This is a genomic window from Paenarthrobacter sp. NPDC090522 (genome assembly GCF_044769225.1).
GTDB lineage: Bacteria > Actinomycetota > Actinomycetes > Actinomycetales > Micrococcaceae > Arthrobacter.
The window spans coordinates 13,853-39,810 of the sequence record NZ_JBIVXL010000007.1; the positions used below are offsets into that span (position 1 = coordinate 13,853).

General features: G+C 65.3%; 25 protein-coding genes. 19 read left to right on the top strand and 6 right to left on the bottom strand.

From position 1 onward, the window contains the following. Positions 1–306 precede the first annotated feature (306 nt). From manD to ACIQT2_RS10440, 4 genes are all read left to right on the top strand, one after another. On the top strand, positions 307–1,536 hold the full coding sequence (gene manD / locus ACIQT2_RS10425; RefSeq protein WP_402946087.1) for a D-mannonate dehydratase ManD: 1,230 nt from the start codon (positions 307–309) through the stop codon (positions 1,534–1,536). Then, complete coding sequence (locus ACIQT2_RS10430; protein ID WP_402946089.1) at positions 1,526–3,835, top strand: gluconokinase, GntK/IdnK-type; 2,310 nt, start codon at positions 1,526–1,528, stop codon at positions 3,833–3,835. The genes manD and ACIQT2_RS10430 overlap by 11 nt, the downstream gene beginning before the upstream one ends. Before the next feature lie 491 nt (positions 3,836–4,326). After that, positions 4,327–4,899 (top strand): orotate phosphoribosyltransferase, encoded by a 573-nt coding sequence (pyrE, locus tag ACIQT2_RS10435; protein WP_397326356.1) that lies wholly within the window; start codon positions 4,327–4,329, stop codon positions 4,897–4,899. Positions 4,900–5,003: 104 nt separating this feature from the next. Further along, positions 5,004–6,152 carry an alpha/beta fold hydrolase gene (locus ACIQT2_RS10440; RefSeq protein WP_402946092.1) on the top strand — a complete coding sequence of 383 codons (1,149 nt, stop codon included), beginning with the start codon at positions 5,004–5,006 and terminating at the stop codon, positions 6,150–6,152. Positions 6,153–6,155: 3 nt separating this feature from the next. Here ACIQT2_RS10440 and ACIQT2_RS10445 read toward each other — a convergent pair whose 3' ends face one another. After that, positions 6,156–6,836, bottom strand: coding sequence for a tyrosine-protein phosphatase (locus ACIQT2_RS10445; protein WP_402946094.1), 681 nt, complete (start codon positions 6,834–6,836; stop codon positions 6,156–6,158). 10 nt (positions 6,837–6,846) lie between these two features. Beyond that, complete coding sequence (locus tag ACIQT2_RS10450; RefSeq protein WP_400337286.1) at positions 6,847–7,677, bottom strand: HAD-IIA family hydrolase; 831 nt, start codon at positions 7,675–7,677, stop codon at positions 6,847–6,849. A gap of 291 nt (positions 7,678–7,968) precedes the next feature. On the opposite strand from ACIQT2_RS10450, the gene ACIQT2_RS10455 reads away from it, so the two are divergent. The 4 genes from ACIQT2_RS10455 (at position 7,969) to ACIQT2_RS10470 (ending at position 11,528) form a co-directional block, all read left to right on the top strand. Further along, positions 7,969–9,192 carry a hypothetical protein gene (locus tag ACIQT2_RS10455; RefSeq protein ID WP_402946096.1) on the top strand — a complete coding sequence of 408 codons (1,224 nt, stop codon included), beginning with the start codon at positions 7,969–7,971 and terminating at the stop codon, positions 9,190–9,192. 91 nt (positions 9,193–9,283) lie between these two features. Further along, a complete protein-coding gene (locus ACIQT2_RS10460; protein WP_402946479.1) occupies positions 9,284–9,940 on the top strand; it encodes a TrmH family RNA methyltransferase in 657 nt (218 codons plus the stop codon). Positions 9,941–10,086: 146 nt separating this feature from the next. After that, positions 10,087–11,106 (top strand): class II fructose-bisphosphate aldolase, encoded by a 1,020-nt coding sequence (gene fbaA / locus ACIQT2_RS10465; protein WP_397326363.1) that lies wholly within the window; start codon positions 10,087–10,089, stop codon positions 11,104–11,106. Continuing rightward, positions 11,106–11,528 carry a DUF3151 domain-containing protein gene (locus tag ACIQT2_RS10470; RefSeq protein WP_402946098.1) on the top strand — a complete coding sequence of 141 codons (423 nt, stop codon included), beginning with the start codon at positions 11,106–11,108 and terminating at the stop codon, positions 11,526–11,528. The genes fbaA and ACIQT2_RS10470 overlap by 1 nt, the downstream gene beginning before the upstream one ends. A gap of 120 nt (positions 11,529–11,648) precedes the next feature. Here the strand turns inward: ACIQT2_RS10470 and ACIQT2_RS10475 are convergent, their stop codons facing one another. From ACIQT2_RS10475 to ACIQT2_RS10485, 3 genes are read right to left on the bottom strand one after another with little or no spacing between them, the layout of a single operon-like run. Beyond that, positions 11,649–12,461, bottom strand: a complete 813-nt coding sequence (locus ACIQT2_RS10475) for an ABC transporter ATP-binding protein (protein WP_402946099.1) — start codon at positions 12,459–12,461, stop codon at positions 11,649–11,651. Next, positions 12,458–13,522 carry an iron-enterobactin ABC transporter permease gene (gene fepG, locus ACIQT2_RS10480; RefSeq protein WP_402946101.1) on the bottom strand — a complete coding sequence of 355 codons (1,065 nt, stop codon included), beginning with the start codon at positions 13,520–13,522 and terminating at the stop codon, positions 12,458–12,460. The genes ACIQT2_RS10475 and fepG overlap by 4 nt, the downstream gene beginning before the upstream one ends. Beyond that, a complete protein-coding gene (locus ACIQT2_RS10485; RefSeq protein WP_402946481.1) occupies positions 13,519–14,604 on the bottom strand; it encodes an iron chelate uptake ABC transporter family permease subunit in 1,086 nt (361 codons plus the stop codon). Before ACIQT2_RS10485 ends, fepG begins: the two co-directional genes overlap by 4 nt. Positions 14,605–14,838: 234 nt before the next feature. Here ACIQT2_RS10485 and ACIQT2_RS10490 point away from each other — a divergent pair, with 234 nt between their 5' ends. Further along, positions 14,839–15,804, top strand: a complete 966-nt coding sequence (locus tag ACIQT2_RS10490; RefSeq protein WP_402946483.1) for an ABC transporter substrate-binding protein — start codon at positions 14,839–14,841, stop codon at positions 15,802–15,804. A 176-nt stretch (positions 15,805–15,980) separates the two neighbouring features. On the opposite strand, the gene ACIQT2_RS10495 is transcribed toward ACIQT2_RS10490, so the two are convergent. Next, on the bottom strand, positions 15,981–16,613 hold the full coding sequence (locus tag ACIQT2_RS10495; RefSeq protein ID WP_397326365.1) for a uracil-DNA glycosylase: 633 nt from the start codon (positions 16,611–16,613) through the stop codon (positions 15,981–15,983). Between the two features lie 242 nt (positions 16,614–16,855). Between ACIQT2_RS10495 and ACIQT2_RS10500 the strand changes: the two genes are divergently transcribed. The 10 genes from ACIQT2_RS10500 to ACIQT2_RS10545 all read left to right on the top strand — a co-directional run bounded on the left by ACIQT2_RS10500 (position 16,856) and on the right by ACIQT2_RS10545 (position 25,943). Continuing rightward, complete coding sequence (locus tag ACIQT2_RS10500; protein WP_400336706.1) at positions 16,856–17,197, top strand: hypothetical protein; 342 nt, start codon at positions 16,856–16,858, stop codon at positions 17,195–17,197. A gap of 171 nt (positions 17,198–17,368) precedes the next feature. After that, positions 17,369–17,986 (top strand): SipW-dependent-type signal peptide-containing protein, encoded by a 618-nt coding sequence (locus tag ACIQT2_RS10505; RefSeq protein ID WP_402946103.1) that lies wholly within the window; start codon positions 17,369–17,371, stop codon positions 17,984–17,986. A 3-nt stretch (positions 17,987–17,989) separates the two neighbouring features. Beyond that, positions 17,990–18,664, top strand: coding sequence for a SipW-dependent-type signal peptide-containing protein (locus ACIQT2_RS10510; protein ID WP_402946105.1), 675 nt, complete (start codon positions 17,990–17,992; stop codon positions 18,662–18,664). Beyond that, a complete protein-coding gene (locus ACIQT2_RS10515; protein WP_402946107.1) occupies positions 18,661–19,209 on the top strand; it encodes a signal peptidase I in 549 nt (182 codons plus the stop codon). The genes ACIQT2_RS10510 and ACIQT2_RS10515 overlap by 4 nt, the downstream gene beginning before the upstream one ends. Beyond that, the gene (locus ACIQT2_RS10520) at positions 19,196–19,999 is read left to right on the top strand and encodes a hypothetical protein (protein ID WP_402946109.1); all 804 of its coding nucleotides are present in this window, start codon (positions 19,196–19,198) and stop codon (positions 19,997–19,999) included. Before ACIQT2_RS10515 ends, ACIQT2_RS10520 begins: the two co-directional genes overlap by 14 nt. Beyond that, positions 19,996–20,526: a hypothetical protein gene (locus tag ACIQT2_RS10525; protein WP_402946111.1), complete on the top strand. Its 531-nt coding sequence runs from the start codon at positions 19,996–19,998 to the stop codon at positions 20,524–20,526. Before ACIQT2_RS10520 ends, ACIQT2_RS10525 begins: the two co-directional genes overlap by 4 nt. Positions 20,527–20,758: 232 nt before the next feature. Next, the gene (locus tag ACIQT2_RS10530) at positions 20,759–22,048 is read left to right on the top strand and encodes an adenylosuccinate synthase (RefSeq protein ID WP_400336712.1); all 1,290 of its coding nucleotides are present in this window, start codon (positions 20,759–20,761) and stop codon (positions 22,046–22,048) included. Positions 22,049–22,192: 144 nt separating this feature from the next. Continuing rightward, a complete protein-coding gene (locus tag ACIQT2_RS10535; RefSeq protein ID WP_402946113.1) occupies positions 22,193–23,641 on the top strand; it encodes an MFS transporter in 1,449 nt (482 codons plus the stop codon). A 35-nt stretch (positions 23,642–23,676) separates the two neighbouring features. After that, positions 23,677–24,543 carry an SMP-30/gluconolactonase/LRE family protein gene (locus ACIQT2_RS10540; protein WP_402946115.1) on the top strand — a complete coding sequence of 289 codons (867 nt, stop codon included), beginning with the start codon at positions 23,677–23,679 and terminating at the stop codon, positions 24,541–24,543. A gap of 59 nt (positions 24,544–24,602) precedes the next feature. Beyond that, positions 24,603–25,943 carry an MFS transporter gene (locus ACIQT2_RS10545; protein WP_402946117.1) on the top strand — a complete coding sequence of 447 codons (1,341 nt, stop codon included), beginning with the start codon at positions 24,603–24,605 and terminating at the stop codon, positions 25,941–25,943. Positions 25,944–25,958 lie beyond the last annotated feature (15 nt).

Genomic DNA, 25,958 nt, shown 5'->3' on the forward strand with positions numbered 1-25,958 from the left:
GCTTGGCGGGTGAGCGCAGTGGGGTTGCGTGTAAACCCTCAGGCGGCTTGGCGTCGCCGGGCCCCTGACCCGAAGAGGCGCACTCGCGGGGTCCGGTTCTCCTAACGTCACCCACGCATCCCGTAGACAGCACCAGTCATTCAGTCCAGGAATTGGCAACCGATTGCCAAAATCTGCCAACCGCTTTACACTCAATTCCAATCAACCTCTCGCCGAGGGGCTTGCTCCCGGCTTCCACGCATTCGAAGTCTTTCAACCGTCAAAGAGCCGAGATCCCACCCTCGCGGCCCGAAAGGATCCTTGATCATGAAAATCATCGCCGCTGACGTCTTCGTGACCAGCCCGTCCCGTAACTTCGTTACCCTGCGGATCACCACCGAAGACGGTGTGACCGGTATTGGTGACGCGACCCTGAACGGCAGGGAGCTCGCCGTGGCTGCGTACCTCAAGGAGCACGTGGCCCAGCTGCTGATCGGCAAGGACCCGCACCGGATCGAGGACACCTGGCAGTTCCTTTACCGTTCCTCCTACTGGCGCCGTGGCCCCGTGACCATGGCAGCGATTGCCGCCGTCGACATGGCGCTCTGGGACATCAAGGGCAAGATGGCCGGCATGCCGGTCTACCAGCTCCTCGGCGGCGCATCCCGGAACGGGCTGCGCGCGTACGGGCATGCTTCGGGTTCGGACATCCCGTCGCTGTTCGATTCGGTCCGTGAGCACCTGGAACTGGGCTACAAGTCGATCCGGATCCAGGCCGCGATCCCGGGCATCAAGGCCGTGTACGGTGTGGCCGCGCAGGCCCAGGCCTCCGGCGAACGGTACGACTACGAGCCTGCCGGGCGCGGTGCGTTCCCGCAGGAAGAGGACTGGGACACCCGCGCGTACCTGCGGCACCTGCCCACCGTGTTCGAAGCTGTCCGCAACGAGTTCGGCCCGGAAATCCCGCTCCTCCACGACGGCCACCACCGCATGACCCCCATCCAGGCCGCCAAGCTCGGCAAGGCGTTGGAACCGTACGACCTCTTCTGGCTCGAGGACTGCACCCCGGCCGAGAACCAGGAGGGCCTGCGCCTGGTCCGCCAGCACACCACCACCCCGCTGGCCATCGGTGAAATCTTCAACACCGTGTACGACTACCAGACGCTCATCAAGGAACAGCTGATCGACTACGTCCGCGCGGCCTCCACCCACTTCGGCGGGATCTCACCGCTGAAGAAGGTCATGGACTTCGCCGCGCAGTACCAGATCAAGTCCGGCTTCCACGGCCCCACGGACATCTCCCCGGTCGGTTTCGCCGCGCAGCTGCACGTGGGCCTGGCGATCCACAACTACGGCATCCAGGAATACATGCAGCACTCGGACAAGACCAACGAGGTCTTCCAGCAGTCCATGACGTTTAAGGACGGTTACCTGCACCCGGGCGACAACCCCGGCATCGGCGTCGAATTCAACGAAGAAGCGGCCGCGGCCTTCCCGTACCAACAGGCCTACCTGCCCTACAACCGCCTCGTGGACGGCACCGTCCATGACTGGTAAATCCCGCGCGATTAACGACGGCGGCACTTACGACGGCGGCACCCGCCCCGCTGCTTCCGGTCGCCACGTTGTGGTCATGGGCGTGGCCGGGTGCGGCAAAAGCACCGTCGGTGCCGCCCTGGCCGAACGCCTCGGCGCGGAATTCCTCGACGGCGATGCGCTGCACCCGCAGTCGAACATCGACAGGATGGCCTCCGGTACTCCGCTCAACGACGACGACCGGGCACCCTGGCTGGCCGAAATCGGCAGGCGATTCTCGGCGTCGGACGCTCCCTTGGTGATCGCGTGCAGCGCGCTCAAGCGCGCCTACCGGGACATCATCCGATCCGGTGACCCGACCGTGACGTTCGTGCACCTGCACGGCACCCGCGAAATCCTGAACGAACGCATGAACTCCCGCCCTGGCCACTTCATGCCGGCGTCCCTGCTCGACTCGCAATTGGCTACCCTTGAACATCTCCAAGTTGACGAAACAGGAGTGGTTGTGGACATCGAAACGCCCGTGCAGCAGATCGTTGACCGAGCCGCGGAGGAGTTGCTCGGCTCGCAGGATGATGCCGCCAGGTTCCTGGTGGACCTCAAGGCCGCGCCCTTCAACCTGGACGATTCCGCCGTGGAATGGGTTGAATCCACGTTGGCGTCCATGACGCTCGAAGAGAAGATCGGGCAACTCTTCATCAACCACAACAATGACTACTCGCCCGAATACCTTGACGGTGTCCTGGAGAACTTCCATGTGGGTGGGATGCGGTACCGGCCCGGTCCGTCCGCGGCGGTGCAGGAACACATCCGGTACGCGCAGTCCAAGACGCGGATTCCGTTGTTGGTGGCGTCGAACCCGGAAATGGGCGGCGCAGGAAGCTGCGATGACGGCACGTTCGTCTCCACGCACCTGCAGGCCGGTTCGCACCCGGACAAGTCGATCGCACGCCGCATGGGCGAGGTTGCCGGCGTCGAAACCGCTGCCCTCGGCTGCAATTGGGCGTTCGCGCCGATCGTGGACATCCACTACAACTGGCGGAACACCGTCATCTCCACGCGCGCCTTCGGGAACACCCCGGAGATTGTGGTGGAGCGGGCCAAGGAGTACTTCGACGGCATCAGCGAGTCGCCCACCGTCTGCGCCATGAAGCACTTTCCCGGCGACGGGATCGACGAGCGCGACCAGCATGTGGTCACCTCCTACAACACCTTGGGCTACGAGGAATGGAACCGCACGTATGGGCACGTGTACCGGGAGATGATCGGGCACGGCGTGCAGTCGATCATGGTGGGGCATATAGGCGCCCCCGAGGTTTCCCGGCATTTCCGGCCTGGGCTGGCGGACGCGGAGATCCGTCCCGCAACGCTCGCGCCTGAGCTGCTGCAGGACCTCCTTCGTGGCGAGCTGGGCTTCAACGGCCTGGTGCTCACGGACGCTTCGCTCATGGTGGGCCTGACCCAGGCCATGAAGCGGCGCGACCTGGTGCCCGCGACGATTGCCGCCGGTTGCGACATGTTCCTCTTCTTCCGCAACCCGGAGGAGGACTTCGGGTTCATGCTCGATGGCTACAAATCGGGCGTCATCTCCGATTCCCGCCTGGAAGATGCGCTGCGCAGGATTCTTGGGCTGAAGGCGAGCCTGGGGCTGCACGTTCGCACCCAGCTGGTTCCACCAGCGGAAGCGCTGGCTGTGATCGGCAGCCAAGCCCACAGGGCGATCGCCGCTGACATCGCGGACAAAACTGTCACCCTGGTCAAGGACACCGCCCACAACCTGCCCATCACGCCGGAAACCCACCAGCGCATCCGGCTTTACGGCATCTCGGGTGGGGCGGACTTTACCCGGGCCGATCCTCTGGCCTATCTGGACACGGTCAAGGAAGAGCTCGAAGCCGCGGGGTTTGCGGTTGACGTGTTCAAGACCGCCGAGCAGCGCGAAGCCGCGGGGGAGACGGGCATGAACTTCATGCGGGTCCTCTCAGAGGAAGCCACCGCCGACTACCCCGAGCGTTACGACGCGGCCCTCGTCTTCGCCAACGTGAAGGGATTCGCGCAGGAAGCGGCCATCCGCATCAAGTGGTCCTCGCCCATGGCTGCCGAGATCCCCTGGTACGCCACGGAGGTTCCCACGGTGTTCGTCTCCTTGAATCAGCCGAACCACCTGATCGACGTGCCCATGGTCAAGACCGCCATCCACGCCCACGCTGGGACGCGCGAAGCAATCCGTGCCACCATCCAGAAAATCCAAGGGAAGTCCGAGTTCCAGGGAACGTTCAACGAGAACGTGTTCTGCGATTCGTTCGACACCCGCCTCTAGCTCCTGGCTCTCGGCCGGGAGGCTTTGATACGGGGGCGCGCCCTCCTCGCCATCACGGAGGACGCGCGGAATGCCCGGCACGGCCCACAAGGCCGTGCCGGGCATTTTTCATTCCGGCGTCACGATCCGGCGGGCCGCGTCTCTCACCTAAGTGAGGCCTTAGAGCCTGACGGAGCTTGATGGGAGTGTCGATCTGCAGTGCAGGAAAAAGGTAGGAGAGCGCAGCTGGGTTTGATCCTGCTGGGAAGTCATGTGTTTGTTGGATCGGCGACCGGCCTCATCGTCTCGGGGTGGATGGCTGATGACTACCACTTGCACACAGACCAGACCCTCCTGCATCCTTTGTGGCTTGGCCTTATGAGCGGTGCCCTTCTTGCTGTTGTCGGTGTGCTGTGGCGGGGGCCTGCGGCGTCGGGCACTCGCCGGGGCTTTCGCGACGAGGGCGCGGAGACCGCTCAAAACCGTTACCCACCTTCCGTAGAATAGGAGCCATGACTTCCTCGCCTGAGACCTCCGTTGCCCGCGCCCGCCTTCTTGAACTCATCAAAGAATTGGCGGTGGTCCGCGGAAAGGTGATCCTCTCCAGTGGCAAGGAAGCCGACTACTACATTGACCTCCGCCGCATCACCCTCCACCACGAGGCCTCCAAGCTGGTGGGCCAGGTCATGCTGGCAATGATTGACGACGCCGGGATCCCGCTTGAGTGCGCTGGCGGACTCACCATGGGTGCCGACCCCGTCGGTACCGCCGTGATGCACGCTGCCGTTGACGCAGGCCGTGTGGTTGACGCATTCGTTGTCCGCAAGGCGCAGAAGTCGTACGGCATGGGCCGCCAGGTGGAAGGTCCCTCGGTTGAAGGACGCAATGTGGTTGTCCTGGAAGACACCTCCACCACCGGCGGGTCCGCTCTGACCGCCGTCGAAGGTGTCCGCAAGGCGGGCGGCAACGTAGTGGCCGTCGCCGTGATCGTGGATCGCAACACTGGCGCCAAGGAAAAGATCGAAGCCGAAACCGGCGTTCCGTACCTCTTCGCGTTCGGCAAGGACGAACTCGGCCTCGACTAAGGAAAATGCGGCAGGGGGCGCCCTCAAGGGCGCATCCTACGGGCATCCGCGGTGCACTTTCCACGGGGCTGTAAGGCCGTGCCTTCGAAGCCTATGCTTGCTGCGTGGGCGTTCAGGTAGGGAAACTTCCGGCACCGCCGGAAGTAGAGGAAGACCTCCCGCTGCCCGCCACGCCTGCGCCGGGCCCTGAGCCCGGAGCGGGGACGGAGCCGGCGGAGGATCCGGGTTCATGGGCCCGGATCCTGCCTTATGCTGCCCGGTTGAAGAAGACATCCCGGCGTAACTTCCTCATCACCGCCGGCGCCTCGGCAGCGCTGGCGGGGGACATGCTCTTTACCCGACATGTGCAGGCCGAACGCCGCGCTCCGAAGATCCTCCGCGTTCCGGACTCCTTTGCGGACCTGTACTTCCCGAAGGCCAGTTGGATCCTCTTTCCGGGTTACAAAACCAGTTGGGAAGAGGCCCAGTGGATCCTTAACTCACTGCGGCCTGCCCTGCACCAGCGGGGTCGCCTGGCCGCCGTCGGATACTCCAACCTGGGGTTGGACGTTGACGAGGTTGTCCGCGAACTCGTCCTCCACGTCCGCGAGCTGGGCCTGGAGAAGCTGTATTTCTACGGCCACAGCTTCGGCGGGATGCTGGCCACCCAGGTCGCGGCCCGTTTGCTGGAATTGCACGGTGTGGAAACCGAACTGATCGTCCTGGATTCCAGTCCCTTCAGCCGGGCCGATGTCTTGGATCAAAGCTGGTTCGACGGCGTGGTGTTCCTTTACGAGAACGGCTTCCGCATTCCGTCGGTCCTCCGCGGCGGCTATGAATTGGGGGAGCGGCTGGTCCATAAGGACGAGCGCTCCTGGCGGCAGATCCTGGACCAAACCGCCGAGCAACTCTCGCCGATCGCGCCGTCGAGTGTGCTGGTCCAGACTGAGTCCGCCTACATCTACCATTTCGATGGGCTGCGGTTCGTGGGTAAGCTGGGCCCGGCAAAGATGGCCTACATGGGCAACTCAGCCGATGCCACCGTGAACTACGTGACGGCCCGTGCCGGGTGGAGCAGGGTGTTCGCCGAGAACATGAAGCTGCCCATCCTCAGTACCGAGGGAGCACGGCCGGCGCACGCCAGCCCGCAATGGAACCCCGACGTGTACCGGCCGTTGCTGGAGCACGTGCAGAACCAGCTGGAACCCTTGCCGCCGGCAAGCGAAGAGCCGTCCTACAAGGAACCGAACGGTGGGATCATCCGCCCCGCGTAGCTTTCAGGACCCGAGGCGCAGGGTTTCAACCTCGACGGCGGTCAGGCCCGCCTGGCGCAGGAAGGCGCCGGCGTCGCCGAACTCGCGGGCAAAGCCAACCAGGAAATGCCGGATGGCAGCTTCCGGGCTTTGCAGGATCATGAGCTCGGGGCTGAAGTATTGTGCCGGAGTCGAAGGGACGTGCAGCCGCCACGTGGCAGCCATGGTCTCCAGAACGGTAGGCAGGTTGGCAGTGGTTGCCGTGTAGTCGTTCACTACAGCTTCGTCTGAAGCGCCGGAGGCCAGGAGCGCCAAGGCCGACACCACACCCGTCCGGTCCTTACCCAAAGAGCAATGGATCAAGGTCCTTTTCCCCTGGGCCACAGGTCGCAGCGCATCCGCAGCCCATTCGGGCCGGATACGGAGCCAGCCCAGATAGAGATCCCCCAAATCCTCGGGAGTCTCCACGGCCTGCAGCGATCCGGCAACTGCGTTGGGATCCAGCGGGTTGTTGATCAGTTCCGGCGAGGTTTCGCTGACCAGCCACGGAACCATGGTCCGCTCGAGTTCGCTTCGGAGATCGACGATGGCCTGGATGCCGTGTTCCGTCAGGAATTCCGACGTCGACGCGGCATCCAGGCCAAATGGCTGGCTCCCCCTGAGAATCCGGCCGCCGGCCAGGGGACGCAGATTGAGCACAGCCATGGTGGAGTCCTTAGATCTGGCTCTTGAGGTCGGCCACGGAGTTCAGGACCTGGTTGGGCCGGAACGGGAAGGACACGATCTCGTCGCGCTGGGTGATGCCGCTGAGGACCAGCACGGTGTGGAGGCCGGCTTCCATGCCCGCGATGATGTCGGTGTCCATGCGGTCACCGATCATGGCGGTGGTTTCGGAGTGGGCATCGATCTGGTTCATGGCCGAGCGGAACATCATGGGGTTCGGTTTGCCCACGATGTACGGCTCGCGGCCGGTGGCCTTGGTGATCATTGCCGCGATGGCTCCGGTAGCGGGGAGCGGGCCGTCCTTGGAAGGGCCGGTGGCGTCAGGGTTGGTGGCGATGAAGCGGGCGCCGGCCAGGATGTGGCGCACTGCAGTGGTGATTGCCTCGAAGGAGTAGGTGCGGGTTTCGCCGAGGACCACGAAATCGGGATCGGTGTCCGTGAGGATGAACCCGGCCTCGTGGAGGGCAGTGGTGAGGCCTGCTTCGCCGATGGTGTAGGCGCGGTTTCCGGAGTCCGAGGACTTGACCTGGTCCTTGAGGAACTGCGCCGTGGCCAGGGCCGAGGTCCAGATGTTTTCTTCCGGGATCTCAAGTCCGGAGGCGCGCAGGCGTGCTGCGAGGTCCCTGGGGGTGAAGATGGAGTTGTTGGTCAGCACCAGGAAGCGCTTGGAGGTATCCACCCAGCGCTGGATGAGCTCGGCAGCTCCGGGGATTGCCTGGTTTTCGTGGACCAGTACGCCGTCCATGTCCGTCAGCCAACACTCGATTTCATGGCCGTTGCGGTACACGGAGTCGGACGTCTGGGGCGTGGATTCTTCTGCCATATTTGCCTCCGGCTGGGATTGTTCATGCACTGCGTCCCAGTCTTTCATTATTCGGACCTCCAGACACCCCGGGGTCTTGCTATGTGGATAGATCTCCCCATGCGGAAAGCGGAGTTTGACTTGCGGCCACCTCCCTCGGCTGCACTACCCTTGTGGCTGCGCAGGCGTCCCGCAACCGTGGATCGGGGGATCGACACGGTGACTTCAGAGGCGTCGGCGCGGACCAGGTCCCCTGTTCTGATCGCCATGCCGGCAACGCAAAACGCCGGTCTCCTGAAAGGGCCCTGCCACATGAGCAACACCAACGGAGCGCCGCAGCCTCCCTACAACCCCGACGGCATTCCCCAGCCGCGCTATGACACCAGCCAAGGCCAGTATCAGCAGTACCAGCCCGGCCAGGCGCAGCCGATGTACAGGCCGGAGGAACAACACCAAGCCAGCCCTCGACAAGCATCGGGCAACCCCCACGAGGCCCCTACGCAGGCGTTCCCGGCGCAACCGGGTATTCCCGGCCAGAACGAGGCCCCACCCCAGGCGTTCCCCACCCAGCCCGCCGGCGCAGGCCAGCCTTCGTACTCCGGCCAGCCCGCCGGCGCAGGCCAGCCTTCGTACCCCGGCCAGCCCGGCGGACCCAACCCCAACCCGGGCGACCACAACAAGAAGGCGCTGTTCCTGATCCTCGGCGGGATCGCCGTCGTCGTGGTTATTGCGCTGGTGGTGGTCTTCGCCTGGTTGATCCCTTCGGCCGCCAAGCCCGTGGCCGTGGACACGGCAGCCCCAAGCGCGCAAGCCAGCGATGCGGCCGCGGACCCCTCCGCGGAAGCGGACCCGTCGGGGGAGGCCGAGCCGTCGGCGGAAGCCGAACCGTCGGCGTCCTCGGACATCCCCGCCGGTGCTATCCCGCTCCCCGCGGGCTGGGACCAATTGGCAGGCCCAAGCAACGTGCCCGCCGACGGCGATCCGTTGTTCAGCAAGTGGGTGACGGGCGAATCGTCGTTCCAGTACCTGGCTGAGTGGACGCACGATGAGTCGTTCGGCATCACCAAGGACCCTTCTACAGGTGAAGAAATCCAGAAGAAGGCCCAAGGCACCACGGAAACCGATGGCGACGGGATCGCGGTGGCCTACGCCTTCTTCGCCGAATCCGAGGAAGGGAAGTTCGGGAAGGATCCCGCGGATGTCAAGAAAGCCATCACGGACATTGAAGCCCGCTACAAGGGCATGACCGCCACGGAATTGCCGCAGAACCTGGTGGGCCATAAGTGCGCCTCGGACTTCAAGACCACCATGCCGGAGACCCGCGAATTCCGCCGCGGTGCTGCAGTGGTGGTCGGGTTCACGTGCACCAACGCCCGCGGCGAGGAAATCCAGGCCGTCAACCTGTTCTCCGTCACACCGTGGGGCACCCCGCAGATGCTGGGCGTGAGCGGACACAAGACGTACTGGGACGCGCACCCGGGCCTCATGCAGCAGTTGGCCAATTCCTACCGCATCAACAAGTGGAAGGTTGGCTAACCAGCCTGTTCGGCTGAGCGGGCACCGCGCACGCGGCTAAAGTTGAAGGGTGACTGACCTCCCCACCGATGCCTCCGGGCCCAACGCAGCCCTGCCCGCCCCCGACGCAACCCCTGCGGAAGGCGAGGCGGAAGCGAAGGCGGAGGTCGGCGTCGGGCCTTGGGAAGGTGAGTGGCCCGACGGCGGGCACTGGGACCCGGACCTGCTGCGCGACGGCGACCGCCGGAACGTGGTGGACCAGTACCGTTACTGGAAGCACGAATCGATCGTGGCGGACCTGGATGCCAAGCGCCACGACTTCCATATCGCGATCGAGAACTGGCAGCACGACCTCAACATCGGCACCGTGGTGCGTACTGCGAATGCGTTCCTCGCCAAAGAAGTCCACATCATCGGACGACGGCGGTGGAACCGTCGCGGGGCCATGGTCACCGACCGCTACCAGCACGTCCGCCACCACCCGACTGTTGAGGATTTTGTGCAGTGGGCGGAGGAGGAAGGGCTCGCGGTGATCGGCATCGACATCTTCCCGGATTCGGTGCCGCTGGAAACCTACGACCTCCCCCGGAAGTGCGTGCTGGTGTTCGGGCAGGAAGGCCCGGGCCTCACCCCGGAGGTCCACGATGCCGCCGTTGCCACGCTGTCCATCGAGCAATTCGGCTCCACCCGCTCCATGAACGCAGCCTCCGCTGCAGCCATTGCCATGCACGCCTGGGTGCGCCGGCACGTGTTCAACCAGCCCGTGTAGCCCTCCCGCACCTTCGAAGCGGAAGTGTTACCAGCCCGCGTGACCGGAAACACGGGGGCCGGATGGTTGTCGCTAGGATGGTGCTAGCCGTAAGCGGTCTACTCCAGGGTCACCAACCCACAGACGAATTCAGCATAGGAGTCACCATGCCCATTGCAACCCCAGAGATTTACTCCGAGATGATCGACCGCGCAAAGGCTGGCGGCTTCGCCTTCCCCGCGGTCAACGTGACGTCGTCGCAGACTCTGAACGCTGCGATCCGCGGTTTCGCCGAGGCCGAATCCGACGGCATCATCCAGGTCTCCACCGGTGGCGCTGCCTACTGGTCCGGCGCCTCCGTCAAGGACATGGTGGCCGGTTCCCTCGGCTTCGCCGCGTTCGCCCGCGAGGTTGCCAAGAACTACAACGTCAACATCGCCCTGCACACGGACCACTGCCCGCAGGACAAGCTCGAGGGCTTTGTCCTCCCGCTGCTGGCCGCTTCCGAGGAAGCCGTCAAGGCCGGCAAGGACCCCATCTTCAACTCCCACATGTGGGACGGCTCGCACGAGACCCTGGAAGACAACCTGCGCATCGGCCGCGAACTGCTGCAGCGTGCGGCTGCCGCCAAGATCATCCTCGAGGTGGAAATCGGCACCGTCGGCGGTGAAGAAGACGGCGTGGAGAACGAGATCAACGACAAGCTCTACACCACCACCGAAGACGCCCTCGCCACCATCGAAGCCCTGGGTGCCGGTGAAAACGGCCGTTACCTGACCGCTCTGACCTTCGGCAACGTGCACGGCGTCTACAAGCCGGGCAACGTCAAGCTTCGCCCGGAACTGCTCAAGCAGATCCAGGCCGAGGTGGGCGCCAAGATCGGCAAGGAAAACCCCTTCGACCTCGTCTTCCACGGCGGTTCGGGTTCCACCGAGCAGGAAATCGCTGACGCTGTGTCCTTCGGTGTGATCAAGATGAACATCGACACCGACACGCAGTACGCGTTCACCCGCCCGGTGGCCGGCCACATGCTCGCCAACTACGACGGCGTGCTGAAGGTCGACGGCGGTTTGGGCAACAAAAAGACCTACGACCCCCGTGTCTGGGGTGCTTCGGCTGAAGCCGGCATGGCAGCCCGCATTGTCGAGGCCGCCCAGCAGCTCGGATCGGCTGGCAAGACGTTCTAATGTCCGACGAATTCCGGAAGAACCTCATGGGGCCGGAGCCCACGCTCCTGCCCGCCGAAATCGATGTGTACCAGCAGCTTGCCCTCGGCAAGGAAGCATTGGACCTCGTGGCGCAGAACCCCACGTCGTCCTTGCTGTGGGCCATCCTCGCGGAGGAAGCCTGGGCAGAGGGCCGGACCATCGAGTCCTACGCCTACGCCCGCGTTGGCTACCACCGCGGCCTGGATTCCCTGCGCCGGAACGGTTGGCGCGGCGTCGGGCCCATCCCGTGGGAGCACGAACCCAACCAGGGCTTCCTGCGTGCGCTCTACGCGCTGGGCCGTGCTGCGTCCGCCATCGGTGAAGCAGACGAGCCGGAGCGGATCGAGCAGTTCCTGAACGACTCGGACCCGAAGGCCAAGGCAGCGATCGAAGCCAGGTAGTTCCACAAACAACGACGGCGACCCCCACCGAAATGGTGAGGGTCGCCGTCGCGCGTTAACCCGCCCAACTGGGTCGCAGTTAAGCGCGTTTTGACCCGTCAAAACGCGCACAAATGCGACTCAGTTGGGTAAGCGGGGGCGGCCGAGCGGCACCACCAGCGGGGTGTGCGTGACGGGGTCATCAATGATCCGGCAGGCCATCCCGAACACTTCCTCCACCAAGGATCCGGTGATCACGGAAGCGGGCGCACCCTCGGCCACCACCACTCCGTCCTTCATGGCGATGATGTTGTCCGCGTAGCGGCTGGCGTGGTTGAGGTCGTGCAGCACGGCAACCAGCGTGTGGCCCTTGTCCAGGTTGAGCTCGCGGCACAGTTCCAGCAGCTCGATCTGGTGGGCGATGTCCAGGAACGTGGTGGGTTCGTCGAGGAGCAGGAGCGGGGTCTGCTGGGCCAGGACCATGGCTACCCACACCCGCTGGCGCTGGCCGCCGGACAGCTCGTCCACCAAACGCCCGGACAACGCGGAAACACCGGTAGCCTCCATGGCGGAAACCACGGCGGCTTCGTCCTCCACACTCCATTGCCGCAGCAGCTTCTGGTGCGGGTACCGGCCTCGGGCCACGAGGTCCGCCACGGTGATGCCGTCCGGAGCGATGGACGATTGCGGCAGCAAGCCCAGGCGCCGCGCCAGTTCCTTCGCAGGCAGCGAGTGGACGGACTTTCCATCCAGCAGCACCTGCCCGTGGCGTGGCTTGATCAGCCGGGCGAGTGCCCTCAAAAGCGTGGACTTGCCGCACGCGTTAGGCCCCACGATCACCGTGAACGAGCCCTCGGGGATCTGGACGGTGAGGTCCTCCGAGATGATGCGTTGCTCGTAGCCGATGGTCAGGGCCTCGGCGCGGAGCTGGGGTGCCGTTGAAAGAGTGGTCATGATTTCCTTGCTTCCCTGGCCAGGAGCCAAACGAGGTAGATGCCGCCGATGCACACCGTCACCACGCCCACGGGCAGTTGGATCGGGGCGAACAGGCGTTGTGCCGCGAGGTCGCTCGCGGCCAGGAGGAACGCGCCCATGAAGGCCGACGGCAGCAAGGTGATGCCGGCGCTCCGGGTCAGCCGGCGGGCCAGTTGCGGTGCGGCGAGGGCTACGAAAGCGATGGGCCCGGCCACCGCGGTGACGGCGGCAGTCAGGGCTACGCCGAGGACCAGCAGCAGCAAACGGGTGGGTTCAGCCCGGACGCCCAAGGCGCGTGCGGCGTCGTCGCCCATTTCCAGCAACTGCATCCGCCGCGACACAACAAGCGTTGCCAAGCCAACCAGGACAACCACGACGGCGGCAGGCGCCGCTTGCTCCCACGTGATGCCGTTGAGGGACCCGGCTCCCCAGACGGCGGCGGCCAGGGCCGCTTCAAGCTCGGCCTGGAGGATGAGCCAATGGTTGAGGGCCGCGAGCATGGCGCTGATGCCGATGCCGACGATGATGAGCCGGAAGCCCTGCGACCCCCGGCGGAAGGCGAGCAGGTACACCGCGATCGCCGTGAGCACGCCGCCAACCAGCGCTCCGGCGGCCACTCCAACGTAGCCCCCACCAAGTGTGAGCATCACGACGAGGGCCCCGGTGTACGCGCCGGTGTTGAAGCCGATGATGTCCGGGCTGCCCAGCGGGTTGCGGGTCATGGATTGGAAGACGCCGCCGCTCATTCCCAGGGCCGCACCGAAGACGAGCGCCGACAGGACCCTGGGGAGCCGCCACTCCATCACGATGGTCTGGGCGAACCCGGGAGCGTCGCCCGTGAACGCCTGCAGGACCTGATGCACGGAGACCTCGTAGTCGCCGATGGACAGGGAAACCACGGCAACGGCAAGCGTCGCAGCGAGCAGGGCGAAGCACACCAGGATGCTCCGGACATCGAACCGGACGCTGAGGGAACGAACACGCACCAAGACGGTGGAACGGCCAAAGTCGACCCCTTGCCGGGCGTCCAAACGCGTCACAGTCCGCTCACCTTCCGGCGCCGGGCCAGGGCGATCAGCACGGGCGCGCCAACAAACGCGGTGACCACACCTACCGGCAGTTCGCCGGGCGCGGCCACCCTGCCCACCACATCGGAAACCAGCAAGAGAGTAGGGGAGAGCAGCAACGTGGTGGCCAGGATCCAGCGCTGGTCCGGCCCGACGATCCATCGTGCGACGTGCGGGATCATGAGCCCGACGAAGCCGATGGCGCCGGCCCCGGCGGTCGCGGCTCCGCTCAGGAGCGTGATCGCGACGACACCCAGGATCCGCGTCCGGTTGACGCTCGCGCCAAGGGATGTGGCCAGGTCGTCGCCGAGGGCCACAGCGTTGAGCCCACGCACGCAGAACAACGAGATCAGGAGTCCGGCGGCAATGAACGGGGCCACGGTGGTCACGGCTTCCATGCTTCGGGTGTCCAGCGAACCGATGCTCCATGACCGCAGGTGGTCGAAGGCCTTGGGATTGAGCAGGGTCAGCCCGGAACCGATGCCTGTCAGTACGGCTCCGAGCGCCACTCCGGCCAAGGTGAGCCGGATGGGATTCACCACGTTCCGGCCCGAGGTCCCGATCAGGTAGACGGCGGCCGTGGTCAGGATGGCTCCGAGGAACGCGAACCAGATGTAGCCGCCCAGCGACCCGATCCCCAGGACGCCGATGGCCAGCACCATGGCAAACGAGGCGCCCGCATTGACGCCCAGGATGCCTGGATCGGCCAGCGGATTACGGGTGATGGCCTGGATGAGAGCGCCGGATACGCCCAGCGCGACCCCAGCTGCGAGGCCCATCAGAGTGCGCGGAAGGCGGTTTTGCAGGATGATCCCGTGGTCCGCGATGTTCTGCGGATGGGTGAACGCGTCCAGGATGGTGGACGCGGGAATGAACTTGGCGCCCACGCCTAGGCTCAGGAGCGCCGCACCTAACAGAACCGCAGCGGACAGGGCAAGGATCAGTACCCGCCACCGGTTCTTGCGTACGACGCCGGAACCCGGGTCCGCCGTCTTGGCCGCGGGGGCGGCGGCAGGCGGCTTACCGTCGTGTGCTTCGGTGGCCGGGGCCGTCACGTTGGACACAACAAACACCACTCCGGAGGGCTCGGCTAATGATCTGGGGGCATCTGCGTGACAGTGCTCACGCGTTACGCAGGGTTGCCTTAATTAGGTTAGCCTTACTCCGTGAAAAATGACGATTCTGAAGTACAGTTGCGCCGCCCCTTTGGTGTGCGCGCTCATGTCCGTGGGCGCACCCTTGTCCGTGGGCGCAGCCTCGCCGTGAAGGCAGGTGCAGCTGTGCTGGCCATGGCCCTGCTTGCCGGCTGCGGCACCAGCGGCGGCTCCGGTTCCAGCGCCGGTAACGCCGATGTTGCTACCGGTGGCTCCAAATTCACCACCGCGGACCAGGAAACAGCCAAGCTCGGCACGGACGCTGCCCCGGGCGTCTTCCCCCGCACACTCACCCACGCCAACGGGGAAACCACACTGGACAAGAAGCCCAGCCGCGTGGTGGTCCTGGACACCGGTGAGTTGGACGACGTCGTCACCTTGGGCGTGACTCCGGTGGGCATGGCCACCACCGAAGGCGCCAACCCTGTCCCCACCTACCTGGCGGACAAGGTTAAGGACGTGCAGTCGGTTGGCACCATCCAGAACCTCAACCTGGAAGCCATCGCGGCCCTGAAGCCGGACCTCATCCTGGGAAGCCAGCTCCGCGCGGACAAGCTCTACAAGCAGCTGTCCTCGATCGCCCCCACGGTGTTCAGCATCCGTCCCGGCTTCCCGTGGAAGGAAAACTTCCTCCTGGTGGGCAAGGCCCTCGGCGAGGAAGACAAGGCCGTCAAGGCCCTCAACGACTACCAGACTGAAGCCGACGCCCTGAAGAAGGACGTCACCGGCAATCCCAAGATCTCCCTGGTCCGCTTCCTTCCCGGCAAGATCCGGCTGTACGCCAACAAGTCCTTGATCGGCGTGATCCTGAAGGACGCTGGCCTGGCCCGCCCGGAGAACCAGAACATCGATGAACTGGCCGCCGAGGTCTCGGCGGAGAACATCGAGCAGGGCGACGCTGACTGGATCTTCTACAGCAGCTACGGCGATCCCTCGGCCACCGGCGAAAAGTCGGTTGTTGAAGGTGCCGTGTGGCCCACGCTCAGCGCAGTCAAAGCCGGCCACGCCAAGCAGGTCAACGACGATGTCTGGTTCCTGGGCCTCGGCCCCACAGGCGCCCAGCTGATCCTCAAGGACCTCCGCACCATGCTGGTTGGCTAACTCCAGCACCCCCTCACAAGCACCCCAAACGACGGCGACCCCCACCGCAGTGGTGAGGGTCGCCGTCGTCGTTAATCCGCCCAACTGACTGGCAGTAGTGGTTGCTATGAGCGCTTGCTATGAGCGCTCAAAACAACAACAAATGCGAGCTAGTTGGGGGGGCGGGTGGCGGGTAGCTACGCCTTGCGCGGGATGCCCGTGCGTGCCATGGCTTCGGCGTAGGCCGCGTGGATGGCGTCAAGGTATTCCTGCTGGCGTTCGGGCGTTCCGGCGAAGGAGCGGCCACCGAGGGAGCGGACCTTGAACGTCTTGAAACCGCGGCGGGCGATGCTGGCCGGAGCGGCCTTCATGAGCTGGTCGGCCAGGCGGTGTGCCTCGTTGCCGTGTGCCACCAGGGCGGACGTGCGCGGCAGGAGCTGGAGCAGGCGCAGGAGCGGCTTGAGGCCCTCGGTGATGTTGGCGGGGGTGAGCTTGCCCGGTTCCTCGTTGGGTTCGATCCACGGGTAGGCGTTCCACGGAATGACGTATTCCGGACGCAGGCCCAGCTGCCACTGCATGCCGAGCATACGCGTGGTGGCCTCGTCATCGCCGGGCTTGATGAAGCCCTCGCCGGACGTGGTGCGCTGGTTGGAGAAAAGGCTGACGATACGGCAGTCGTCCATGCTGTGCGCGGGGTCGATGTAGAGGACCTCGCTGCCTGGCTTCTGTTCCTTGAGGGAATCGCACAGTCCGTTGACCTCGGCGATGTGGTCTTCGTAACGGCGGTTCCAGAGGAGTTGTTCGGGTGAGTCGATCGCCAGGTCTTGCATCAGAAGTTTGGTCTCCTAGGTGTCACAGCGCGCACCAATCGAACCGGCCGCGGACATGGCGCAGCGGACGCTCAAAGGGTGCTGTTGGGGGCTGGTTAACCTTACCGGACTGTGGAGGTGGTACTGTCCCGCCTCCGGCGTGCCGACCGAATAAGACGCGGCGTGTTGCGGCCCGGCGTGGCGGAGATCTCTCCTGCAGGGAGGCTCGACGGCTGGTGGCGGCTTCCGGCATGATGCCCGGTATGGAGAAACATGAGTCGTCCGCTGCCGCCGTGTCCGCTTTCGAGGACCTCGGTGCGGACCTCGCCGCGGCGGGAGTAGTGGTGGGCAAAATGTTCGGAGCCTCCTCGCTCATGCTGAACAAGAAAGCCCTCGCCTGCCTCAACGGCAATAAGGTGACCTTCAAGCTCGGCAGGAGCACCTCCGAACACGCCCGCGCGTTGGCCCTTCCAGGGGCGGCGCTGTTTGATCCTTCGGGTATGAACCGGCCCTTTAAGGATTGGGTGGAGGTGCCGTTCGAATCGCACGCGGAATGGCCTGCGTTCGCTGAGGCAGCGTTGGAGTTCGTGGCTGGCGAGAAGTGACCGCAGGAAGCGGCTGGGTAACATTTCCGCAGGTCAGCAACCTTACCGTTGACTTTGCCCCAGCCAAGTGATGGGTTGTTAGCAACGGTTTTGGGGGAAACCAGTACGGGACCCCCACATCCCGGCTCCCTGGCCGGGCCGCCGCAAACATCTACCGTGGGGGGGTACAAAGTGGTTGCAACACATGAAGCGTCGCCGGACATCGACCAACGCCCAAGCAATGCTCCAAGAATCCGGGCCATCCTGGCTGGCGGCCTGGTCCTGGGAGTAGGTGCAGCCATCACCCTGGCTGCATGGAACGACTCCGAATTCGCACAGGGCACCTTCACTGCAGGTGCCTTCAACCTCGAAGGAAGCACCGACGGCACCACCTTCGCGGAGCACCCCGTCGGCTCGCCGGCCACGCTGAGTTTCACAGCGAACCCGGGCAACCTCGCGCCCGGCGATGTGGTCACCGCGCCCTTCGCCGTCCGGCTTGACGACGGCACCACCAACGACGCTACCGTCACTGTTTCCACCGAGGCATCCACCGGTTCCCTGACCGGGCTCACGTATTCACTGACACGCTCGACGGCGTTCGGCTGCGGCGAGGCGGTTACCGGCACCTTGGTGACTGCCGGCCAGGCATTGGGCACGACGCCGGGGAGCGTCACCTTCGCGCTGACGCAGGGCGCAGGGACCGACCCGGGAGATGCGGTAAACCTCTGCTTCAGGATCACGGCAGATAGCAACCTGGTTCAATCCCAAACCGGGACCACCACCTGGGAGTTCGCGGCGGAATCCCAGTGATCCATGGGCATCCAACACTCAACGACGCGCCGCGGAAAGCGGCAGCGGCGCGAGGTGTTCCTGCGCCTCCGGGCACTCCTTGCCGGGGCCTTGGCGCTGGGAATTGGCGGCTCGGTCACCCTCGCTGCATGGACTGACAGCGACTACGCCACGGGGACCTTCGGGGCCAGCGTGTTCGTCACGGAATCCAACGTCACCAAGCCCTACAGCGCGGCCGGAACATGGAGCACCAATGACACGGCGCCTGGCGGGGCCCTGGTCTTCACCGCTACCGCGATGAGCCCCGGGACGGTGGCGTACGCACCTTTTGCCATCCGGACCAAGGCAAATTCCGTCGCGGGGGAAGTCGTACTTGGCATTCCTGCCGTCACCAGCAGCGGAACAGGCACCTCGGACCTCGGCGCCGCGTTGCGGTACCGCGTGGTCCGCTCAGCCACGTGCGACGCTTCCGCCTTTACCGGGACACCCGCCTTCGTGGTGGGCAGCGACGGCGCCAAGCCTTTCACGCAGGGGCAAGCGGCCGGCGTCGTGAATCCGCTCGCTGCCGCCACCGCATCGTTGCCGGGGGCGCCCACGCAGTTCTGCTTCGAAGTGACGCTGCCCGTGGGGGCGAACAACGCCCTCCAGGGCCAGACGGCGACGGCCACCTGGCAGTTCACGGCTGCCTCGAGCTCATGAGCAGCAGTCCTTGGCCCCGCCGGCTCCGCGAAACTCTGTTGAACATCGCGGCCGCCGGTGGTGCCGTGTGCATCCTGGCCGTCCTCGCCGCCGTGGTTTTCAACATTTCCCTGGTCCTGTTCAAGACCGGCTCCATGTCCCCGGCGATTCCGGCAGGGTCGTTGGCGCTGGTCCGCGAGGTACCGGCCGCGGATGTCCGGGTGGGGGACGTCGTCACCGTTGACCGGGCCGGGAAGCTGCCCATCACGCACCGCGTGCAGACCATCCAGCCGGCGGAAGGGGAATCCCGGACCATCACCATGAAGGGCGACGCCAACGCCCAGCCCGACCCGGCGCCCTATGTCGTGGAACGGGTCCGCGTCGTCCTGTGGTCCGTGCCCGGGCTCGCCTACCCGCTCGCTGCCGCCGCAAATCCAGTGGTCCTTGGCGCCACCACGGTAGCCGTTGCGGCGCTGGTGACGTGGGTGTTGTGGCCGCGGTCCCGGCGCCGGCCGCGTGCGGAACAGCGCAGCGGGCGTAAGGGCGAACGGCATGCGGCTGCGTAGTTGGGGGTTCGGCGTGGCAGGACTGGCGGTGCTGGTAGCGGCAGCGGTCCCTGCCGGTGCCAGTGTGACGCCGGACGGTCCGCCATCAGGCTGGTTGGAGCTCGACGGCGGTCCGGCCGGCCAGGTGCACCAGCTCACCCCTGGCGGGACTGCCCACTGGGCGGTGGACGTGAAGGTCCAGGGTGAGCCGGCCAGTGCCTTGGAAGTCTGGTTGGAACCCGGTTCAGTTGCGGCGGAAGAGCAAATGCTTCGCGATCACCTCAGCGTGGAACTGCAAGCCTGCGGGCAACCGTGGGTGGACGGTGCCTGTTCCGGAGGACTACAGGAGTTGCTGGAACCCACGGCGCTCGCCGATGCCGAGGGCGCCAGGGTGCAACTTGAGCAGCCCGGGCCCGCTGGTTCCCCTGGGACGTACGTGCTGGTCACGGCCTCGCTCGCCAACGATGCCCCCCAGGAGGTCCAGGGAACGAGGACACGCCTGGTCCTGGGCGTCCACGGCGCGGGGGATGATCTTGGCGGTGCCGGCTCGGGTGGTGAGGGCGGGCCGCCCGGAGGAGCCAGGTCTGGCGGCGAATCCGGCGCGAGCCACCCAGCCGGACCAGGGCAGGGAACCCAGGCGCCGCCGTCGGGCTTTCTGTCCGAAACCGGTACCAAGCTGGCCGGATTCGCACTCCTGGGCGTGCTCGCCGTCGGCGCAGGCTTCGCATTGTCCGGCCTGCGGGGTGGGACGGGGTTCCGGGGCGGGGCCGGGCTCCGGAGTCGGGCCGGGTTCCGGAGTGGGCGCGCATGAAGGCACGCATGATGCTGGCCGGGCTTGCCCTGGCGCTCGGGATGGTGTTGTCCGCAGCGAACCCTCCGGCGGTCACCGAGGCGGCATGGGAGCGGAACACCTTTGCTACGGACAGCTTTGGCACGGTCACCATTCCGGCGCCGACGCTCAACGGCCAGTGCACGTACAACACGGGGCCTCTGGGACTGAACGCGTATGTGCGGATCTTCTGGTTGCCACCGGCAGGCTACACGTTGGCGCAGGCCGAGATGCAGGCGTCCACCAGTGGGCTTGGCTCCGCCCTGGCCCCCTTGACCGGATACAACCTGACCACCAACACCACGGGGGATGCCACCACCGGGTACATCACGGACGTCCGGACCAATCTGCTGGGCGGACTCCTGGGCCTCGGAACGGAGCTTCAGCTGGCGATCGTGATCAAGGATCCCAGCTCCGGGTGGACCTCAAAATCCGCATCCGTCGCCTCCAACGCCGGCCTCCTTGCCGGGCTCGGTGGAACCTGCCGGAATCTGCCCGCTGGAACGTGATCTGCGGGACGGGAGCAAGAGCCGCCCCGCCGCCATCAAAACTTCACGCGACCGCCGTCGAACGCTCCTTGACACCAGACTTTCAGGGGTCATCGGCTAAACTTGGCTGGTAAGAGCCCCGAACCTCTTGCGTTGACTGCCGTCCTGGTGGCCACACCGGTAACCTCGGGGCATTCTCATGTACGGCGCCCAGCCACAGCGGCTCGGCCCGAAAAGAATGGGGGAGGATCCCATGCCCGCAATCGTGATCGTCGGAGCCCAGTGGGGCGACGAAGGCAAAGGCAAAGCAACCGACCTGCTCGGTGGCCGCGTTGACTACGTGGTCAAGCCCAACGGCGGAAACAACGCCGGGCACACCGTGGTTGTTGGCGGCGAGAAGTACGAGCTCAAGCTCCTTCCCGCAGGCATCCTGAGCCCCAACGCCATTCCGATTATTGGCAACGGTTGCGTGGTGAACCTTGAGGCCCTCTTCCAGGAGATCGACGGCCTCGAAGCCCGTGGCGCGGACACCTCCCGACTGCGGGTATCCGCCAACGCCCACCTCGTTGCTCCTTACCACCAGGTGCTGGACAAGGTGACCGAACGCTTCCTCGGCAGCCGCGCCATCGGCACCACCGGCCGTGGCATCGGCCCCGCCTACATGGACAAGGTGGCCCGCCTGGGCATCCGCGTCCAGGACGTCTTCGACGAGTCCATCCTCCGCCAGAAGGTGGAAGGCTCGCTGCGCCAGAAGAACGAGCTCCTGGTCAAGGTGTACAACCGCCGGGACATCGAGACCGAAGAGATCGTGCAGTACTTCCTGTCCTTCGCCGAGCGCCTGCGCCCACTGGTCATCGACAGCACCCTCGAGCTCAACAACGCTTTGGACGAGGGCAAGGTTGTGCTGATGGAAGGCGGCCAGGCAACGTTCCTGGACGTGGACCACGGCACCTACCCCTTCGTCACTTCCTCCAACCCGACGGCCGGCGGTGCTTCCGTGGGTTCCGGCATTGGACCTACCCGCATCTCCCGCTCCATCGGCATCATCAAGGCCTACACCACGCGCGTTGGCGCCGGTCCGTTCCCGACGGAACTCTTCGACGAGATGGGCGTGTACCTGCAGAAGACCGGCGGTGAGTTCGGCGTGAACACCGGGCGTCCCCGCCGCTGCGGTTGGTACGACGCCGTCCTGGCCCGTCACGCCTCCCGCGTCAACGGCTTCACGGACTACTTCGTCACCAAGCTGGACGTGCTCACCGGCATCGAGCAGATCCCCGTCTGTGTTGCCTACGACGTTGACGGCGTCCGCCACGACGAGATGCCCATGACGCAGACCGAATTCCACCACGCCGTGCCCATCTTCGAGTACTTCGACGGCTGGACCGAGGACATCACCGGCGCCCGCACCCTGGAAGACCTCCCCGAGAACGCCCGCAACTACGTGCTGGCCCTCGAGAAGCTCTCCGGTACGCGCTTCTCCGCGATCGGCGTCGGCCCGGACCGCGACCAGACGATCGTGGTGCACGACCTGATCAACGACTAACTGCCAGTCAGTGAATTACGACGGCGGCGGGCCACCTCGGGTGGTCCGCCGCCTTTGTCGTTCCCGGGACTAATTCCGCAACCACCGCGGTTAGCACCTTGAGGGGACGGAAACACGGTACGAACGCGACGGGATAAGACATACATGACTGCAGAAACTGCCGACGGAGTCGGGTTCCGTTCCAAGCGAGGGCCCATCCTCATTGCCCTGATGCTGTCCACCGGGCTCGTAGCCATTGATTCCACGATCGTGGCCACGGCCGTCCCGTCGATCGTTGGGGACATCGGCGGCTTCTCGTCCTTCCCTTGGCTCTTTTCGGCCTACCTGTTGGCGCAGGCGGTGTCCGTTCCCGTCTACGCGAAGCTCTCGGATGTCCTGGGCCGCAAACCGATCATCCTCAGCGGGATCGCTCTTTTCCTGCTCGGCTCCATCCTCTGTGGACTTGCTTGGAGCATGCCCGCCCTCATCGCCTTCCGTGTGCTGCAGGGTCTTGGCGCCGGTGCGGTGCAGCCGGTATCGATCACCATTGCCGGCGACATCTACACCCTCGCCGAACGCGCCAAAGTGCAGGGCTACCTGGCCAGCGTGTGGGCCATTTCCTCGGTGGTGGGTCCCACGCTGGGTGGCGTGTTCGCATCGTTGGGCATCTGGCGGTGGATCTTCCTGATCAACATCCCGCTATGCCTCCTGGCCGGCTGGATGCTGGCCCGCACCTTCCACGAAGACGTCAAGAAGACCACGCACCGCATCGACTACCTCGGCGCAGTCTTGTTGACCACCGCGCTGAGCCTCCTGATCCTCGGGGCGCTGGAAGGAGGCCAGGCCTGGGCCTGGAACTCGCCCGTCAGCATCGCGGTTTTCGCCGTCGGTGCAGTGCTGCTAGCCGCGTTCCTCCTGGTGGAGCGGAAAGCAGCCGAACCGGTCCTCCCACCGTGGGTGGTCTCCCGCAGGCTGCTGTCGACGACGGCCATGATCGCCTTCGGAATTGGCGCGGTGATGCTTGGCCTCACATCGTACGTGCCCACGTTCCTCGAAGGAGCACTGCAGACCTCGCCGCTCCTGGCCGGTCTCGCGTTGGCAGCGCTGACGCTTGGTTGGCCCATCAGTGCCTCTCAGGCAGGCCGTTTCTACCTGCGGATCGGCTTCAGGCGCACAGCCCTGATCGGCATTTCCATCACCGTGGTGGGCACCGGCATCCTGGCCCTCACGGCGTCGGCGCCAAGCGTCTTGTTGGTTGCGGCCTCGTGCTTTGTGGTGGGGTTGGGCCTGGGGCTGGTAGCCACTCCAACACTCATCGCCGCCCAGTCGAGCGTCGAATGGAACGAGCGCGGGGTAGTCACGGGCACCAACCTCTTTGCCCGGTCCATCGGCAGTTCCATCGGGGTGGCGGTGTTCGGGGCGGTGGCCAACGCGATTTACGCCAACAGTGGCGGGCCGAATCCGCAATCAACCATCCAAGCGTCAAGTGCCGTGTTCCTCGCCGTCCTGGTCGGCGCCGTGCTCACTGTCGTCGCGGTCGTCGCCATGCCGGAAGCCGGTGCCAAGAGTCCCGAGGAGGCCCCGGCTTCCAGTGGGGCCAACGTACAGGACTAGGCTCTATCCCGGGGTCACTACGGAAAGGTCACCGCATGGAACTGATCACGGGCACGCTGGAAAAGGTCTTCGAGGGCACCATCTGGGCGGAGGGACCTGTATGGATTCCGCAGTCCCAAATCGTCCGCTGGAGCGACATCCCCAATAACAGGATCCTTGAGTACAGCCCGGAGTCAGGCCAAACGCGGGAGTACGCCACCGCCGTCGAATTCACCAACGGCCGCACCCTGGACCGCGACGGCAGCGTAGTCCAGTGCAGCCACGGGCGGCGCCGCGTCGAGCGGGATCACGACGGCGTGGTGTCGGCAATCGTCGATTCGTTCGGCGGGCACCGGCTCAATTCGCCCAACGATGTTGTGGTGGCCAAGGACGGCACGGTGTGGTTCACGGATCCGCCCTACGGCATCCTGCCCGGGACCGTGGAGGGCCACGAGGGGGAGCAGGAATATGGCGGTTGCTACGTGTTCCGCTTCGACCCGGCCACCAAGGAACTGACGCCGGTGGTCACTGACCTGGTCCATCCCAACGGGCTGGCGTTCTCTCCGGACGAGTCCGTTCTGTACGTCGCGGACACCGCCGGCCCTGGGCGCGGTTCGCCGTTCCGGGTCGCAGCCTACCCGGTTGGGAACGGGACGTGCGGAGCCGGGCGGACATTCGTGGAACTTGAGGACGATAAGGTTTCGGACGGGTTCCGGGTGGACGTCGAGGGCAGGGTCTGGACCTCCGCTGGCGCTTCGGTCCGGGTCTACGCGCCCGACGGCGGCCTGCTGACCGCCGTCGATATTCCCGAACGCGTTTCCAACCTGTGTTTCGGTGGGCCCGACGGCCAGGACCTGTACCTCACCGCGACCACGTCCCTGTATCGGCTGAGGACTTCGACGCGGGATACCGTCCGCCCCTAGCGCTCGCCGCCCCGATGGACGATCATCGGGAGAAAAGCGGTTCAAGCCAAGGACAGGCCATGAAGGACACCAAGAACGTCGTGGGGGATCCAGTCCAAGCTACCGCCGCCTTCAAGCGGCGCTTCATGTACAGGATGGTCTTCGTCCTGGCCGGAGGCATGTTCCTGGACGGCTACATCCTGGGCATTTTTGGTCCCGTAACGGGCTCCATGACCGAAGACCTGGACTTGTCCACGCTCTGGGAAGGCCTGATCGCCGCCGGCCCGCTGTTCGGTATCCTGCTGGGTTCGCCCATCGGCGGATGGGCCGGGGACCGGTTCGGCCGGAAGCCGCTGTTCCTGATCGACATGAGCCTCTTCGTCGTGGCGTCGGGCGTTCAGTTCTTCGTCGACTCGGCCGAGGTGCTCTTTGCTGTGCGCTTCGCGATGGGCGTGGCCATCGGCGTCGAATATTCCGTTGGCTGGCCGCTGATGTCCGAGTTCGCGCCGGCACGTCTGCGGGGACGGCTCCTGGGGCTGACCCTGGTGGCTTGGTATGCCGGCTTCATGCTCGCCTTCCTCTTTGGCTACCTGCTGGAGCAGTTCACCGCTGTGGACTGGCGCGTGATCCTGGGCAGCAGCACCATCATTGCCGTGGTGTTGTTCCTCTTCCGGATTGGCCTGCCGGAATCTCCCCGCTGGCTCTGGAACCAGGGGCGGCGTGATGAGGCCATGGCGGTGGCCCACAGGTACATGGAAAGCCCTGACGAAATGGCTGACGTGCAGCGGGAAGACACCAAGCACGGGACGTTCTCCATGCTCTTCTCGCGGCAATACTGGCGGTCCACGCTGTTCGTCTCCATGTTCTGGTTCTGCGGCGTGGCTCCGTACTTTGCCATCGCGACCTTCGCCGACAGCGTGCTGAGCGGATATGGACTCGGCGGAGGGTTGGCTGGCGGCGTCGGGCTCTCGGCAGTTGCGCTCGTAGCCGTGATCATCACGGTTCTCCTGGTGGACAAAGCAGGCCGGCGCGCCATGACCGTCCCGCCCCAGTGGGCTGCCGCCGTCGTGCTTGCCGTCATTGGACTGTGGGGCGGTGCGCCGCCGCTGGCAGTGCTGATTTTGTTCCTGGTGTTTTCCTTCGTCAACGCCATGTACAACACGCTGACCGGCATCTATCCGGGCGAGGTCTTCCCCACCGAGATCCGCGGCATCGGGACGGGCTTCGCGGCCGCGGTCAGCCGGGTGGGCGCGGGCCTGGGTACCTTCCTGCTGCCGTGGTCCATGGTGAACCTCGGCTCGGCCACCACCATGCTGATTGCCTCGGGCGTCGCGTTCGTCGGCGCTGGCCTCTCGCAATGGTTGGCGCCGGAGACGAAGGGGAAGAGCCTCACGGAGGCGGCCGCGGGCTTCTCGCACTAAGAATGGCAAGAGGCG